Consider the following 14259-nt stretch of genomic DNA (forward strand, 5'->3'; position numbering starts at 1 on the left):
AAGCGACATCCCATCCCCGGCTACGCGATACCGCATCCCCCCGGGGGCGGCACCCCCCCGGACCCCCGGCCGTCGGTCGCGCCCCTCACTTCTCGAAGCGATACCCCATCCCCGGCTCCGTGATGAAGTGCTTCGGGTGTGAGGGATCCGCCTCCAGCTTCCGTCGCAACTGCGCCATGTACACGCGCAGATAGTTCGTCTCCCTGCCGTACGACGGCCCCCACACCTCCTGGAGCAGCTGCTTCTGCCCGACCAGGCGGCCGGTGTTGCGCACCAAAACCTCCAGCAGGTGCCACTCCGTGGGCGTGAGCCGCACGTCCTTGCCGCCCCGGTCGACCTTCTTCGCGGCCAGGTCGACGGTGAACTCACCGGTGTCGACGATCACATCGCCCTCGCCCCGGGCCGGCTCGGCCCGGCGCACCGCGGCCCGCAGCCTGGCCAGCAGCTCGTCCATGCCGAACGGCTTGGTGACGTAGTCGTCGGCTCCCGCGTCCAGCGCCTCGACCTTCTCGTCGGAGGAGTGCCGGGCGGACAGCACCAGGATCGGCACCCGGGTCCAGCCCCGCAGTCCCCTGATCACCTCGACGCCGTCCATGTCGGGCAGACCGAGGTCGAGGACGACCACGTCGGGGAGACGGGCGGCGGCGAGCCGGAGGGCGGTGGCCCCGTCGTGGGCCACGTCGACCTCGTAGGTGCGTGCCTTGAGGTTGATCTCGAGGGCGCGCACGATCTGCGGCTCGTCGTCGACCACCAGGACGCGGGTCATGAGGCCTGCCTTTCCGGTTCTGTCGCGCGGTGAGGCTCCGGACGCATTCCCGCCGCGCGAAGGGTGAGGACCATGGTCAGCCCGCCGCCGGGGGTGTCCTCGGCGTTCAGGGTGCCGCCCATGGCCTCGGCGAAGCCGCGCGCCACGGCGAGCCCGAGGCCCACCCCGGCGCCGCGCGGGGCGTCGCCGTGGCGTTGGAACGGTGCGAAGATGCGGTCCTTGGCCGCGTCGGGGACGCCCGGCCCCCGGTCGACGACCCGCACCTCGACCCGGTCGGCGAGCGCGCTGGCGGCAACCAGCACGGGCGTACCGGGCGGAGCGTACTTGACGGCGTTCTCCACGAGGTTGGCGACCGCCCGCTCCAGGAGTCCGGGGTCGACGGCGACCATGGGCAGGGTCTCCGGGACGTCCAGGTCGGCACTGCCCTCGGGCACGCCCCCGAGCGCCATCGGCACGACCTCGTCCAGGTCGATCTCGCGGATCAGCGGGGTGACGGTGCCGGTCTGGAGGCGGGACATGTCCAGCAGGTTGCCGACCAGGTGGTCGAGGCGGTCGGCACCCTCCTCGATGCCTTCCAGCAGCTCGGACCGGTCCTCCTCGGACCATGCGACGTCCTCGGTGCGCAGAGAGGTCACGGCCGCCTTGATGCCGGCGAGCGGGGTCCGCAGATCGTGGCTGACCGCGGCCAGCAGCGCCGTGCGGATGCGGTTGCCCTCGGCGAGCGCGCGGGCCCGGTCGGCCTCCTCCCGGAGCCGGCGGCGGTCCAGGACGACGGCGGCCTGGGCGGCGAAGGCGGCCAGCACCCGGCGGTCCTCCGCGGGCAGCACCCGGCCGGTGAGCGCCAGGGCCATGTGGTCCCCGACGGGCATGTCCACGTCCGCCTGGTCGGGCCGCTCGACGGGACGCCCCGGGCCGGCACGTCCGGCGCAGGTCCAGGGCTCGATGTCGTTCGCCCGTTCCAGCAGGGCCGCCGACTCCATGCCGAAGGTCTCCCGCACCCGTTCCAGCAGGTCCTCCAAGCCGGTCTCGCCGCGCAGCACGTTGCCCGCGAGGAAGGACAGGATCTCGGACTCCGCCCGCAGCCGGGCCGCCTGTTGCGTGCGGCGGGCGGCCAGGTCGACCACGGAGGCCACCGCCACACCGACCGCAACGAAGATCACGATGGCGACGATGTTCTTCGGGTCGGCGATGGTCCAGCGGTGCAGCGGCGGCGAGTAGAAGTAGTTCAGCAGCAGGGAGCCCACCGCCGCCGAGGCGAGGGCGGGCAGCAGTCCGCCGAGCAGGGCCGCCGCCACCGTCAGCGCAAGGAACAGCAGCATGTCGTTGGCCAGGCCGAGGTCGACGGTGCTCAGCAGCACCGTCAGGACCGGGGGTCCGACGATTCCGGCCAGCCAGCCCCACGCCCGCCGGGACCGCCCGAGCCGGGCGCCGCGAGCCACCGGCAGTCCGCGGCCCTTGGCGACCTCGTCGTGGGTGACGATGTGCACGTCCAGATCGGGGCCGGACTCGCGGGCGACGGTGGCTCCGACGCCGGGTCCGAAGACGTACTGCCAGCTCTTGCGGCGCGAGGAGCCCAGCACGATCTGGGTGGCGTTCACGCCCCGGGCGAAGGCGAGAAGCGCGGCCGGTATGTCGTCGCCGACGACGTGATGGAACGTTCCGCCGAGGTCCTCGACCAGGGTCCGCTGCATCGCGAGCTCCTTGGGCGAGGCCGAGGTCAGCCCGTCGCTGCGGGCTATGTAGACGGCCAGCACCTCGCCGCCGGCGCCCTTCTCCGCCAGCCGGGCGCCCCGGCGGATGAGCGTGCGGCCCTCGGGACCGCCGGTCAGACCGACCACGATCCGCTCGCGCGAGCCCCAGATCTTCGACACCCGGTGCTCGCTGCGGTACCGGGTGAGGTGGGCGTCGACCCGGTCGGCCACCCACAGCAGCGCCAGCTCGCGCAGCGCGGTCAGGTTGCCGGGGCGGAAGTGGTTCGACAGGGCGGCGTCGACCTTGTCGGGCTGGTAGACGTTGCCGTGCGCCAGCCGCCGCCGCAGGGCCTCGGGCGTCATGTCGACCAGCTCGACCTGGTCGGCCCGGCGGACCACCTCGTCCGGCACGGTCTCCTGCTGCCGCACCCCGGTGATCGACTCGACGACGTCGCCGAGGGACTCCAGATGCTGGATGTTGACGGTGGAGACCACGTCGATGCCGGCGGCGAGCAGTTCCTCCACGTCCTGCCAGCGCTTGGCGTTGCGGGAGCCCGGGACGTTCGTGTGGGCGAGTTCGTCCACCAGGGCCACCTGGGGGCGGCGGGCGAGGACGGCGTCGAGGTCCATCTCGGGGAAGACGCCGCCGCGGTACTCCAGCTCCTTGCGCGGCACCTGCTCCAGGCCGTGCAGCATCACCTCGGTGCGGGGCCTGCCGTGGTGCTCGACGAAGGCCACCACGCAGTCCGTGCCCCGGCCCACGCGGCGGTGGGCCTCGGACAGCATCGCGTACGTCTTGCCGACACCCGGCGCCGCGCCGAGGTGGATCCGAAGCTTGCCGCGTGCCATGGCCCCATTGTCTTCCGGTGGTGTGCCGACTGCGCCGCGTCGACCCTACGACCGGAAGGCACGGTGTCCGGGCTTTCTGCCCGGCTCCGGGGCGCACTTTGACGGAACTCTGACGCGGACCGGCGGGCGGGACCGGGCGCCGGGGTCCCCGCCCGGCGTCCGGTCGTCAGGGGGTCAGGCGGGGTTGTCGCCCTGGGTGAGGGTCTCCCAGGCGACGAAGAGGTTGTTGCTGCCGGCCGGGCGGCCCTGCAACGTCAGCGTCCCGGTGTTGGTCATGGCGTGTCCGAGACGGTTGGCCAGGGCGTTGTGGCCGACCTCCGTGACCGGCCCGAGCCCGAGCTTCAGCGAGCCGCCGCACAGCCGGCCCTCGGCACCGGCACCGAGCTGGTACTTGGCGTGGAACCCGAGCCCGTGCCGCAGCCGCTCGCCCACATCGGTGCCGTAGAGGTCCTGGCCCTGGACGCGGCTGGTCTCGGCGACGTGCGAGATGGCAGAGAGGCCGTAGCCGGTGTGGGTGAAGTCGCGGCAGGTCTCCTGGCTGAGGCCGTTCACAAAGGTCGACTGCCCCTGCCAGAACTTGACGATCTTCTCCCGGGTGTTCAGGTTCTGGCTCGGCACGGTCTTCGGCAGCGCGCCGTCGGACTCCAGGTAGACGTAGGCGGCCGTGCGCGTGCGGAACTTCGCCATGGCCTTGTCGTACGACGCCTTGTCCTCCAGGAAGACGGAGATGCCGACGGCGGCCTCCATCATCGACAGCTCCCAGTTGCCGTTGGAGTGGGAGCCGTTGATGATCTCGGGCAGGTAGACGGTGCGGAGCATGGTGGCGAAGCGGCCGGAGTTCACCCAGGGGCCGGTGTAGGTGTACTTGATGATCTCGGCGGCCTTCGGCCAGGAGGAGCCGGCCCAGCCGGTCTGCAGGGGCGCGTTGCTGTTGGTGTGATCCCTGATCACGGCGGACCAGGCGTCCATGAGCTCGATGGCCTTGCGGGCGTGCCGTTCGTCGCGGGTGAGGTACCAGGCGAGGGCGTGGGTGTACGCGGCGATCGCGTCCTCGCGCTCGTCGGTACAGCCGAGGTCGGGGTTGGAGTACGAGCCGCATTCGACGACCGCCCGGGGCCTGGGCGTGCGGTTCAGGTCGGCGTACTTGCTCGCCATCATCCGGTCGAAGGCGCCCTTCCAGGGCTGGGCGCCGGCGTTGACCTTGGACCGGGCGAAGTCCAACTGGCCCTGCGAGACGGTGACTCCGGGGTGGACGAAGGTGGCGGGAGCGCTGGGTGCGGCGTCGGCGGGCCAGGCGAGGACACCGGCGACGAGGGCGGCCGCGGCCGCGAGGAGGGCGGTTCTGCGCATACGCGGGGGGCCTTCCGTTCTCGTATGTGAACGTGAAGCGCCTTTATGAACAGACGCGTTGGACGGAGACGGTAGGTACAGACCAATGGACCGTCAAGGTCCCTCGCATGAGTTCCGCGCAAGGGGTCAGAGGCCCGCGCATGAGTGCCTGCGCGTTGAGGTCCTGCGCATGGGGCCCCTCGCATGAGGTCCCGCGCATGAGAAAGGGCCGCACCCCCGGCGGGATGCGGCCCCGGTGTCTCTGTGTGCTCAGCGGACCTCGGTGATCTCCGGTCCGCGCTGGAGCTGGCCCATTCCACCGGCGAAACGGGAGCCCTCCTCCTGCTGGACACCCTCGGGGACCATCTGGGCGTCGTTCGGCAGCTTCAGGACGATCGGATCGCGGGGCGCCATCGGGCCCTCGCCGCGGACCACGACCGTGTCCCGGAAGATCTGCTCGAGCAGCCCGGCGGCCTGCGGCTGCACCGCACCCTGGCCCGAGATGACCCCGCGCAGGAACCAGCGGGGGCCGTCCACACCGACGAACCGCACGACCTGGAAGCCGCCGGTGCCGTCCGGCAGCTGCACGGGCACCTGGGCGCGCAGCTCCCAGCCCAGTGGTCCCTCGACCTCGTCGACGATGCCGCCCTGCTGAGTGATGCCGGTGCCGATCTCCTCGCGCACCTCACCCCAGATGCCCTCGCGCTTGGGCGCGGCGAAGCCCTGCAGCTGGATGGCGCTGTCGCGCAGCACGACCGTCGCCGCCACGATCGCGTCGCCCGCGACCTCGACCCTGAGCTCCATGCCGTCGACGCCCGGCACGAACAGACCGCCCAGGTCGACCCGGCCTTCACCCGGGTCACGGACCTCGGAGCTGTCCCAGGGGCCGTCGGGGCGCGGCGCAGGCTCCAGCCTCAGGCGCTCGCGCTCTTCGTCCGCCTCGGTGTCGACACCGTCGACGACCTGCTCGGTCTCGCCGGCCGCGTCCTCGGCGGCATCCCTCTTCTTGCGACGTCCGAACACGTCACTGTCCTTCCCGGTCGGATACGACCGAAGCGTATCGATTCCCACCCGCCTGACCGCCCACGGCGGCCTGACCGCTTGTGCCGCTCGTCCCGCCCACCGCGGCGTGGCCTCCGGTGGACCCGAAGCCCCCCTCGGCCCGCGCGGAGCCGGGAAGTTCCGCCACCTCCTGGAAGCGGACCCTCTCGACCTGCTGGACCACCAGTTGGGCAATCCGGTCGAAGCGCTCGAACCGCACGGCCTCGCGCGGGTCGAGATTCACCACGATCACCTTGATCTCCCCACGGTACCCGGCATCAACCGTCCCCGGGGCATTCACCAGGGCGACGCCGCAGCGAGCGGCCAGACCGGATCGCGGGTGCACAAAGGCCGCGTACCCCTCGGGCAGCGCCACAGACACGCCTGTGGGCAGTACGGCCCGTTCGCCCGGCTCCAGTTGGCACGCCTCAGTGGTGCGCAGATCGGCTCCGGCGTCCCCGGGCTGCGCGTACGACGGAAGCGGCACCTCCGGATCGAGGCGCCGGATCAGTACGTCCAGCGGCGGCCGGACCCCGGGGCTCGCGGGAGCCACGGGGCTGCCCGGGCCTGCGGTAACCAAGGGGCTGACAGTTTCTGCGGTACCCAAGGGGCTGACGGTTTCTGCTGCGCTCCCGGCGCGCACAGAACATTCCGCGCTCACGGGTTCACCTCGAAGGCCCGGGCACGCCGGATCTGGTCCGGGTCGCTCATGGCCGCCTGGATCTCCTCCTGGCGGCCGTGGTCGACGAAGTGGTCGACCTTCACCTCGATGAAGAGGGCCTCGGCGCGCACCGCCACGGGCCCGTCGGGGCCGCCGACGCGTCCGGTCGCGGTGGAGTAGATCTTCCGCCCCGCCACGGCCGTCACCTCCGCCTCCAGGTGCAGGGTCGTGCCGACGGGCACGGGCCGCACGAAGTCGGTCTCCAGCCGCCCCGTCACCGCGATCGTGCGCAGCAGCCAGTTCAGCGAGCCGAGGGTCTCGTCCAGCGCGGAGGCGAGCACGCCGCCGTGCGCGAGGCCAGGGGCCCCCTGATGGGCGGGCTGGACGGTGAACTCGGCGGCGAGCGACACGCCCTCACCGGCCCGCGCCTCCAGGTGCAGCCCGTGCGGCTGGTCGCCACCACAGCCGAAACACTCGCCGTAGTGCGCGCCGAGGAGCTCACCGGGCGCGGGCGCGTCCGGGTGCCGCACCGGTTGCACGGCGTCGGCCGGGGGCTGAAGAGCCGGGGAAGTACCACTCACAGCCGGAGACCTTACCCGCGCGTCGGCCCCTTCCGGACACCGTGTCAAGCTTGGCTCCATGCAGCTCTCCGCCGCCCCGTACGAAGAACGCCTCACCGCCCCGCGGACCTGGTGGCTGATCTCGTTCCTCGTGGGCGTCTCGATGGCCCTGATCCTGCTCCCCTTCGGCACGCTGCCCATGCTGGGCGGCCTGGCCGGGGGCACCGCGGTCGCGGCCGTCGCCGCGAGTTCCTACGGCTCCGTGCGCATCCGCGTGGTCGGCGACTCCCTGATCGCGGGCGAGGCGAAGATCCCGCTGGCGGCGCTGGGCGAGGCAGAGGTGCTGGACCGGGAGGAGGCCCGCGCCTGGCGCACCCACAAGGCCGACCCGCGCGCCTTCCTCCTGCTGCGCGCGTACATCCCCACGGCCCTGCGCGTGGAGGTCACGGACCCGCAGGACCCGACTCCGTACCTGTACCTGTCCACGCGCGAGCCGGAGCGCCTGGCGGAGGCGCTGCGGGCGGCGAAGCCGTAGCACACCCGCGCGGGACGTCACCCGCCCAGCGTGTTGACGCCCCCCGGCCCGGCCCCGGTCGCGCACTCACCGTCCCGGTACCGTCACCGCGCTTGTCATCTCGGCACCGTCACCGCGCTTGTCATCTCGGCACCGTCACCGCGCTTGCCTTCTCGGCACCATCGCCGCGCCCGACGTCTCAGCGCCCGCCGCCGCGTCCGCTGTCGTGTCCGCCATCATCGCGCACTCGGCACCGCCGCCGCGCCCAGCGTCTCCGCGCCGTCGCCGCGTCCAGCGGCTCAGCGCCGCCATCGCCGCACCCGCCGTCTCAGCGCCCGCCGAAGCGTCCGCTGTCCTGTCCGCCGTCGTCGCGCCGGCGGCCCTCGTGGCGGCCCAGGGGGTCGTGCGTGATCTCGCCCATCTCCAGGGCGTCCGCCGGACGTTCCAGCGTGGGGAGCGCCTCCAGTGCCTCCCAGGGCACCTGGATCTTGCGCAGGTCCCGGCGGATCCGCCCGGCGAGCTTTCTCGTCTCGCCGCGGTTCATGGCCGCGCCCACCGCGGCACCCACCATGAAGGGCATCAGGTTCGGCATGTTGCGGAGCGTGCGCTTCATGATCCGCTGCCGCAGGTCGCGCTTCATGCGGCTGTTCAGCGCCGTACTGAGGGTCGACGGCTTGGACGCGTCGATCCCTCGCTCCCCCGACCAGGAGTCGAGGTACGCGGTGCTGCGCTGTTTGAGGTTGCCCGGCGGCCGTACGCCGTAGACCTCGTGGAGCTCGGCGATCAGCTTCAGCTCGATCGCGGCGACGCCGGTGACCTCGGCGGCCAGTTCCGTCGGCATCGCCGGGGGCACGGGGAGCATCGCGGCCGCGCCGATTCCGGCTCCGACCGTCGCCGTCGCCTTCGCGGCGCCCGCCACCAGCTTGTCCGCCAGCTCCTCGGGGCCGAGGCCCGGGAACTGCCTGCGCAGGGTCGCCAGGTCCCGTACGGGGACGCGCGGGGCCAGCTCGATGATCCGGTCGGCGAGATAGGCGAGTCCGGCACGGGCCCGGTCGCCGCCCTTGCGGGCGCCTTCCCTGGCGCGATCCCGGATCGTCCCCGCCCGCCGTCTCGCGACGGGTGCGGGGACGTCCACGGCCGCCGGGAGGTCACCCCGGTCCGCTGCCGGTTCGAGCGAGGCCGTCTCCGGACCGGTTGAGCCTCGCTCGTCGTCACGCGCGCCGTGCCGCGGGCCGTCGATCGGCCCTTCGTCCGCTTTTCGCTTGGAGAAGCGGCGCTTCCAGGGAGGGGTCGAGCCAGTCACGGCCGACCCGTCCTCAGTCGCAGTCGCGGCAGATCGGCTGACCGTTCTTCTCGCGGGCCAGCTGGCTGCGGTGGTGCACCAGGAAGCAGCTCATGCACGTGAACTCGTCCTGCTGCTTCGGGAGCACCCGGACGGCCAGCTCCTCGTTCGAGAGGTCGGCTCCGGGCAGCTCCAGGCCTTCGGCGGCCTCGAACTCGTCGACGTCCACGGCGGAAGCCGACTTGTCGTTCCTCCGGGCCTTCAGCTCTTCGAGGCTGTCCGAGTCGACGTCGTCGTCGGTCTTGCGTGGGGTGTCGTAATCGGTGGCCATGGTCGCTCTCCCCCTCTGGGTGTCTGCGGTGTCTCCAGCGCACGTAACGCGTGAGAGGCCGGACTTGTGCCCGACCTGAGGCGGAGATTTTGCCTCACATCAAGGTCTGTTACTCAATCGACACCCAACCGGACTCCTGACGAGTGATCGGCTTGGATGGCGATGGGGACCGTACACGGTCCGAATGCTGCACGCCAAAGGCGTCTCACCGTGTACTTCCCGTGATCAAGACCCCCGAAAACCGGGATTTTCCCGGCTTTACGACAGCGTGCATGATCACGGAGAGTAGATGGCCGGAAAGGCGTCCCTGTGATCGATCACACACGGCGCACGCGCGGCGAAGCATAAGAAATTCCGCGTAAAGCGAACATCCCCGCGTGTCTCCGAGTTGATCGGCGACATGATCTCAGATCGGCAGCGTGACGCGCATGACGAGTCCACCCCCCTCACGCGGCTGGGCATAGATGTGCCCGCCGTGCGCCCGGGCCACCGACCGGACGATGGAGAGTCCGAGCCCCACGCCCTTGTCGCTGCCCGTGCGCTCCGTGCGCAGCCGCCGGAACGGCTCGAAGAGGTTGTCGATCTCGTAGGCCGGCACGACCGGGCCGGTGTTGGAGACCACCAGGACCGCCTGGCCGTGCTGGACGTCGGTCGTGACCTCGACCCAGCCGCCCTCCGCCACGTTGTAGCGCACGGCGTTCTGCACGAGGTTGAGCGCGATCCGCTCCAGCAGCACGCCGTTGCCCTGCACGACCGCAGGTTTCTGCTCGCCACGGATCGCGACGCCCTTGCTCTCGGCCTCGCCGTGCACCTGGTCGATGGCCTGCGAGGCGACCTCGGCGAGGTCCACGGGGCCCCGCTCGACGATCTGGTTGTCGCTGCGGGCGAGCAGCAGCAGGCCCTCGACGAGCTGCTCGCTGCGCTCGTTGGTGGCCAGCAGCGTCTTGCCGAGCTGCTGCAGCTCCATGGGGGCGTTCGGGTCGGACAGGTGCACCTCCAGGAGGGTGCGGTTGATCGCCAGTGGCGTCCGCAGCTCGTGCGAGGCGTTGCCGACGAAGCGCTGCTGGGCCGTGAAGGCGCGCTGCAGCCGCTCGAGCATGTCGTCGAAGGTGTCCGCCAGCTCCTTGAGCTCGTCGTCCGGGCCGTCCAGCTCGATCCGGCGGGACAGGTCGGAGCCCGCCACCGCCCGGGCGGTACGGGTTATCCGGCCCAGCGGCGACAGGACGCGGCCGGCCATCGCGTAGCCGAAGGCGAAGGCGATGACCGCCAGGCCCAGCAGCGCCAGCAGCGAGCGGCTGAGCAGGTCGTCCAGGGCGTGCCGGCGCTGCTCGTTGACGCACGTGTTCATCGCGTCGTTGAACTCGCTCGGCGACGCCTGGTCGGGCAGGTTGCAGATGTCGCTGGTGACCTTGCCCTCGACGATCTTGAACGGCAGGTCGCTGCCCACGTGCAGCGCCTGCGCGGCCAGCAGGTAGATGATCGACAGCAGCAGGATGCCGGCGATCAGGAACATGCCGCCGTAGAGCAGCGTGAGCCTTATGCGGATGGTCGGGCGCAGCCACGGGAAGGGCGGTACGGGCCTTCTGGGGTCCCAGGTGGGCTTGGGGGGCGCCTGCGGGGGCGCGGGGGTCGCTGCCACGGGGGATCAGATCCGGTAGCCCGAGCCGGGGACGGTGACGATGACGGGGGGCTCGCCCAGCTTGCGGCGCAGGGTCATGACGGTCACGCGCACGACGTTCGTGAACGGGTCGGTGTTCTCGTCCCAGGCCTTCTCCAGGAGCTGCTCCGCGGAGACGACGGCGCCCTCGCTGCGCATCAGCACCTCCAGGACCGCGAACTCCTTGGGGGCGAGCTGCACCTCGTGGCCGTCACGGAAGACCTCGCGCCGGTTGGGGTCGAGCTTGATCCCGGCGCGCTCGAGGACGGGCGGCAGGGGCACGCTGGTGCGCCGGCCGAGGGCGCGCACCCGCGCGATGAGCTCACTGAACGCGAACGGCTTGGGCAGGTAGTCGTCGGCACCGATCTCCAGGCCTTCGACCCGGTCGCTGACGTCGCCGGAGGCCGTCAGCATCAGCACGCGCGTGGGCATGCCCAGTTCGACGATCTTGCGGCAGACGTCGTCACCGTGCACGACGGGGAGGTCGCGGTCGAGGACGACCACGTCGTAGTCGTTGACTCCGATGCGCTCCAGGGCGGCCGCACCGTCGTACACGACGTCGACGGCCATGGCCTCCCGGCGCAGTCCGGTGGCCACCGCATCGGCGAGCAGTTGCTCGTCCTCGACGACGAGTACGCGCACGTAACTGGTCCTTCCTCATGTCCACCCGCGTGGCCCTGCACGGGCGCACGTGGGCAGGGGTCTTCGACGGTGCCTTGGTGTGTTGCCCTCCATCCTGCCCTTTTCGGCCATAAGTCGGAGGTAAGGCGGGTGAGGAGGCCGTGACCCGAGAGGGAATACGAGATTTTCTCCTCCGGTTAGGTTTCCACGGAAGGGAGCTTGGGGAGGACGGCTTTACATCCCACGATCACGCTCTGCTGGCGCCGCACCACCATGCGGTGCGCATCAATCCGCTTGCCGCAGGGTGGGCGTGGGTGCCCGGCACCGTCGCCGCCCGGCCGAGCGGCGCTGGGCATCCACATGCGGCGTGATCGTCCCTTCCGAACGGCACACCCCCGTGCCATCGACCCACGACCCAGGACGAGGGGGCGCAGCATGGACGCATTCACCGCAGGACTTCTGCAGCGCATAAGGGCGACCGAGTCCGATCTGTCCCGGGCTCGAGACGAGGGCGACGAGTTCCTCGTCGACGTGGAGCAGGGCGAGCTCGACGACCTGCACCGTCTCGCCGCCGAGCACGGTGTGCAGGTCGGCGCGACGAGCGTCTGATCAGGCCTTACGCGACGGGCCCCGGCGAATCCAGCGCCGGGGCCCGTCGCGTTGTCGTAGGGGCCGTTCAGCTGACGTTCAGTGCGTCGTCGTCGCGCGGTGCGGTCCGGCCGCCCGCTCAGTCGTGCCAGGCTCCGAAATCCTCCAGGAGTCGCTGGAGCGGCTCGAAGACGCCGGGGGTACCCGCGACCGCCAGATCGCCCGACGGGCGCTCTCCGGGGCGTCCACCGGTCTGCGCACCCGCCTCCCGGGCGATCAGGTCCCCCGCCGCGAGGTCCCACGGGTGCAGGCCGCGCTCGTAGTAGCCGTCGAGGCGTCCCGCGGCCACGTCGCACAGGTCGACCGCGGCCGAGCCGCCGCGCCGGATGTCGCGCAGCAGCGGGATCAGCCGCTGGGCCACGTCGGCCTGGTGGGCGCGGACGGCGGCGACGTAATTGAAGCCCGTCGACACCAGGGCCTGGTCCAGGGGCGGCGCGGGGCGGCAGGCCAGCCGGCGCTCACCCTCCCAGGCGCCGGTGGCCCAGGCGCCGCGGCCGCGCACCGCGTGGAACGTCTCGCCGCGCATCGGGGCCGTGACGACTCCGACGACGGTCTCGCCGTCCTGCTCGGCGGCGATGGAGACGGCCCAGGTGGGCAGCCCGTACAGGTAGTTCACGGTGCCGTCGAGAGGGTCGATCACCCAGCGGACGCCGCTCGTACCCTCGGTGGAGGCGCCCTCCTCGCCGAGCACGCCGTCGTCCGGGCGGCGCTCGGCGATCAGACCCGTGATCAGCTTCTCCGCCGCGATGTCCATCTCGGTCACGACGTCGATGGGACTGGACTTGGTCGCGGCGACCGCGAGGTCGGCCGGACGTCCGTCCCTCAGCAGCGCGCCGGCGCGGCGGGCGGCTTCCTGGGCGAGGTCGAGCAGGTCCGTGTGCAGGGGGTCGGTCACGGGGCTCCTCACGCGTAGGTGCTGTCGGCGCCCGCGGCGGCGGGCCGGGCGGCGCGGGCCGGGCAGCAGCCGACCGGGCAGAGGTTGTGGCTCGCCCCGAGGGTGCCCAGGGCGCATGGGGTGACGTCCTGCCCGCGCTCGACGGCGGCGCGCTCCACGACGAGATCACGGATCGCCGCGGCGAACCTGGGATCGGCGCCGACGGTGGCCGAGCGCCGCATCGGCAGGCCGAGTTCCTCGGCCCTGGCCTTGGCCTCCGTGTCGAGGTCGTAGAGGACCTCCATGTGGTCGGAGACGAAACCGATCGGGGCGATGACGACCGCCGGGACGCCGGCCGCGTGCCGCTCGTCGAGGTGGTCGCAGATGTCGGGCTCCAGCCACGGGATGTGCGGGGCGCCGGAGCGGGACTGGTAGACGAGCTGCCAGGGGTGATCGACGCCGGTGCGCTCACGGACGGCGTCGGCGATCTGCTGCGCCACGTCCAGGTGCTGTTTCACGTAGGCGCCGCCGTCGCCGTGTTCTTCGACGGGGCCGGAGGTGTCGGCGGAGGCCGTCGGGATCGAGTGGGTGGAGAAGGCGAGGTGCGCCCCGTCCCGGACGTCCTCGGGGAACTCGGCGAGGGACTGGAGCACGCCGTCGATCATGGGCTCCAGGAAGCCCGGGTGGTTGAAGTAGTGCCGCAGCTTGTCGACCTTCGGCAGCTTGAGGCCCTCCGCCTCCAGGGTCGCGAGCGCGTCGGCGAGGTTCTCGCGGTACTGGCGGCAGCCCGAGTAGGAGGCGTAGGCGCTGGTGGCGAGGACCAGGATGCGGCGGCGGCCGTCGCGGACCATGTCGCGCAGGGTGTCCGTCAGGTACGGCGCCCAGTTGCGGTTGCCCCAGTAGACCGGCAGGTCCAGGCCGTGGTCGGCGAAGTCCTTGCGCAGGGCGTCCAGCAGGGCGCGGTTCTGGTCGTTGATCGGGCTGACCCCGCCGAACAGGAAGTAGTGCTGCCCGACTTCCTTGAGGCGTTCCTTGGGGATGCCGCGGCCACGTGTCACGTTCTCCAGGAACGGAACCACGTCGTCGGGGCCTTCCGGGCCGCCGAACGAGAGCAGGAGCAGGGCGTCGTAGGGGCTGACATCACGCGCGTCTGGCATGAGTCGATCCTGCCACCCTGCACCGACAGCCGGAAAACGACGGGGTGGCACCGGCGCGGCCGGCGGGCGCGGGGGCGATGCGCAGCCGGGTCGGCCGGGCGCACGCCGGGGCGCTCCCGCGCGAGGCCGGAGTGGCACGCGTCGAGGCGAACCTGTGCGAAGGCGCAGGGGCAACGTCGGGGGCGATTCAGCGCCGGGCCGCAGGGGCACGCCGGGTGATTCCGCGCGGGGCCGAACGGGTCCCATCGGAGCGTTCCGGGCCGTAAGCTGTGTCGACT

At 71.7% G+C, this 14259-nt stretch carries 14 protein-coding genes; 2 read left to right on the forward strand and 12 right to left on the reverse strand.

Annotated features, from left to right (window positions below):
• Positions 1 to 85 precede the first annotated feature (85 nt).
• The 6 genes from AB0937_RS24310 to AB0937_RS24335 form a co-directional block, all read right to left on the reverse strand.
• On the reverse strand, positions 86 to 766 hold the full coding sequence (locus tag AB0937_RS24310; protein ID WP_366714286.1) for a response regulator: 681 nt from the start codon (positions 764 to 766) through the stop codon (positions 86 to 88).
• Positions 763 to 3306: an ATP-binding protein gene (locus tag AB0937_RS24315; RefSeq protein ID WP_366714287.1), complete on the reverse strand. Its 2544-nt coding sequence runs from the start codon at positions 3304 to 3306 to the stop codon at positions 763 to 765. Before AB0937_RS24315 ends, AB0937_RS24310 begins: the two co-directional genes overlap by 4 nt.
• 174 nt (positions 3307 to 3480) lie before the next feature.
• On the reverse strand, positions 3481 to 4656 hold the full coding sequence (locus AB0937_RS24320; RefSeq protein WP_366714288.1) for an alginate lyase family protein: 1176 nt from the start codon (positions 4654 to 4656) through the stop codon (positions 3481 to 3483).
• A 249-nt stretch (positions 4657 to 4905) separates the two neighbouring features.
• Positions 4906 to 5658 carry a DUF3710 domain-containing protein gene (locus AB0937_RS24325; protein ID WP_366714289.1) on the reverse strand — a complete coding sequence of 251 codons (753 nt, stop codon included), beginning with the start codon at positions 5656 to 5658 and terminating at the stop codon, positions 4906 to 4908.
• 1 nt (position 5659) lies between these two features.
• Positions 5660 to 6229 carry a dUTP diphosphatase gene (gene dut, locus AB0937_RS24330; protein ID WP_366714387.1) on the reverse strand — a complete coding sequence of 190 codons (570 nt, stop codon included), beginning with the start codon at positions 6227 to 6229 and terminating at the stop codon, positions 5660 to 5662.
• Positions 6230 to 6333: 104 nt separating this feature from the next.
• Complete coding sequence (locus tag AB0937_RS24335; RefSeq protein ID WP_366714290.1) at positions 6334 to 6918, reverse strand: PaaI family thioesterase; 585 nt, start codon at positions 6916 to 6918, stop codon at positions 6334 to 6336.
• A gap of 58 nt (positions 6919 to 6976) precedes the next feature.
• Between AB0937_RS24335 and AB0937_RS24340 the strand changes: the two genes are divergently transcribed.
• Positions 6977 to 7432 carry a DUF3093 domain-containing protein gene (locus tag AB0937_RS24340; RefSeq protein WP_366714291.1) on the forward strand — a complete coding sequence of 152 codons (456 nt, stop codon included), beginning with the start codon at positions 6977 to 6979 and terminating at the stop codon, positions 7430 to 7432.
• A gap of 307 nt (positions 7433 to 7739) precedes the next feature.
• Here AB0937_RS24340 and AB0937_RS24345 read toward each other — a convergent pair whose 3' ends face one another.
• From AB0937_RS24345 to AB0937_RS24360, 4 genes are all read right to left on the reverse strand, one after another.
• Entirely contained in the window at positions 7740 to 8714 is a 975-nt protein-coding gene (locus AB0937_RS24345) for a hypothetical protein (RefSeq protein WP_366714292.1), read from the reverse strand.
• Between the two features lie 13 nt (positions 8715 to 8727).
• Positions 8728 to 9024 (reverse strand): DUF4193 domain-containing protein, encoded by a 297-nt coding sequence (locus AB0937_RS24350; protein WP_003993510.1) that lies wholly within the window; start codon positions 9022 to 9024, stop codon positions 8728 to 8730.
• A gap of 406 nt (positions 9025 to 9430) precedes the next feature.
• Positions 9431 to 10663, reverse strand: coding sequence for a HAMP domain-containing sensor histidine kinase (locus AB0937_RS24355; RefSeq protein ID WP_366714293.1), 1233 nt, complete (start codon positions 10661 to 10663; stop codon positions 9431 to 9433).
• A 6-nt stretch (positions 10664 to 10669) separates the two neighbouring features.
• Entirely contained in the window at positions 10670 to 11323 is a 654-nt protein-coding gene (locus AB0937_RS24360; protein WP_234846523.1) for a response regulator transcription factor, read from the reverse strand.
• Between the two features lie 414 nt (positions 11324 to 11737).
• Here AB0937_RS24360 and AB0937_RS24365 point away from each other — a divergent pair, with 414 nt between their 5' ends.
• Entirely contained in the window at positions 11738 to 11911 is a 174-nt protein-coding gene (locus AB0937_RS24365; protein ID WP_234846524.1) for a hypothetical protein, read from the forward strand.
• Positions 11912 to 12029: 118 nt separating this feature from the next.
• Here AB0937_RS24365 and AB0937_RS24370 read toward each other — a convergent pair whose 3' ends face one another.
• Complete coding sequence (locus tag AB0937_RS24370; protein WP_366714294.1) at positions 12030 to 12845, reverse strand: inositol monophosphatase family protein; 816 nt, start codon at positions 12843 to 12845, stop codon at positions 12030 to 12032.
• An 8-nt stretch (positions 12846 to 12853) separates the two neighbouring features.
• Complete coding sequence (locus tag AB0937_RS24375) at positions 12854 to 13981, reverse strand: ferrochelatase (RefSeq protein ID WP_366714295.1); 1128 nt, start codon at positions 13979 to 13981, stop codon at positions 12854 to 12856.
• Positions 13982 to 14259: the final 278 nt, after the last annotated feature.

It is taken from the genome of Streptomyces sp. NPDC047880, from assembly GCF_040706515.1.
GTDB lineage: Bacteria > Actinomycetota > Actinomycetes > Streptomycetales > Streptomycetaceae > Streptomyces.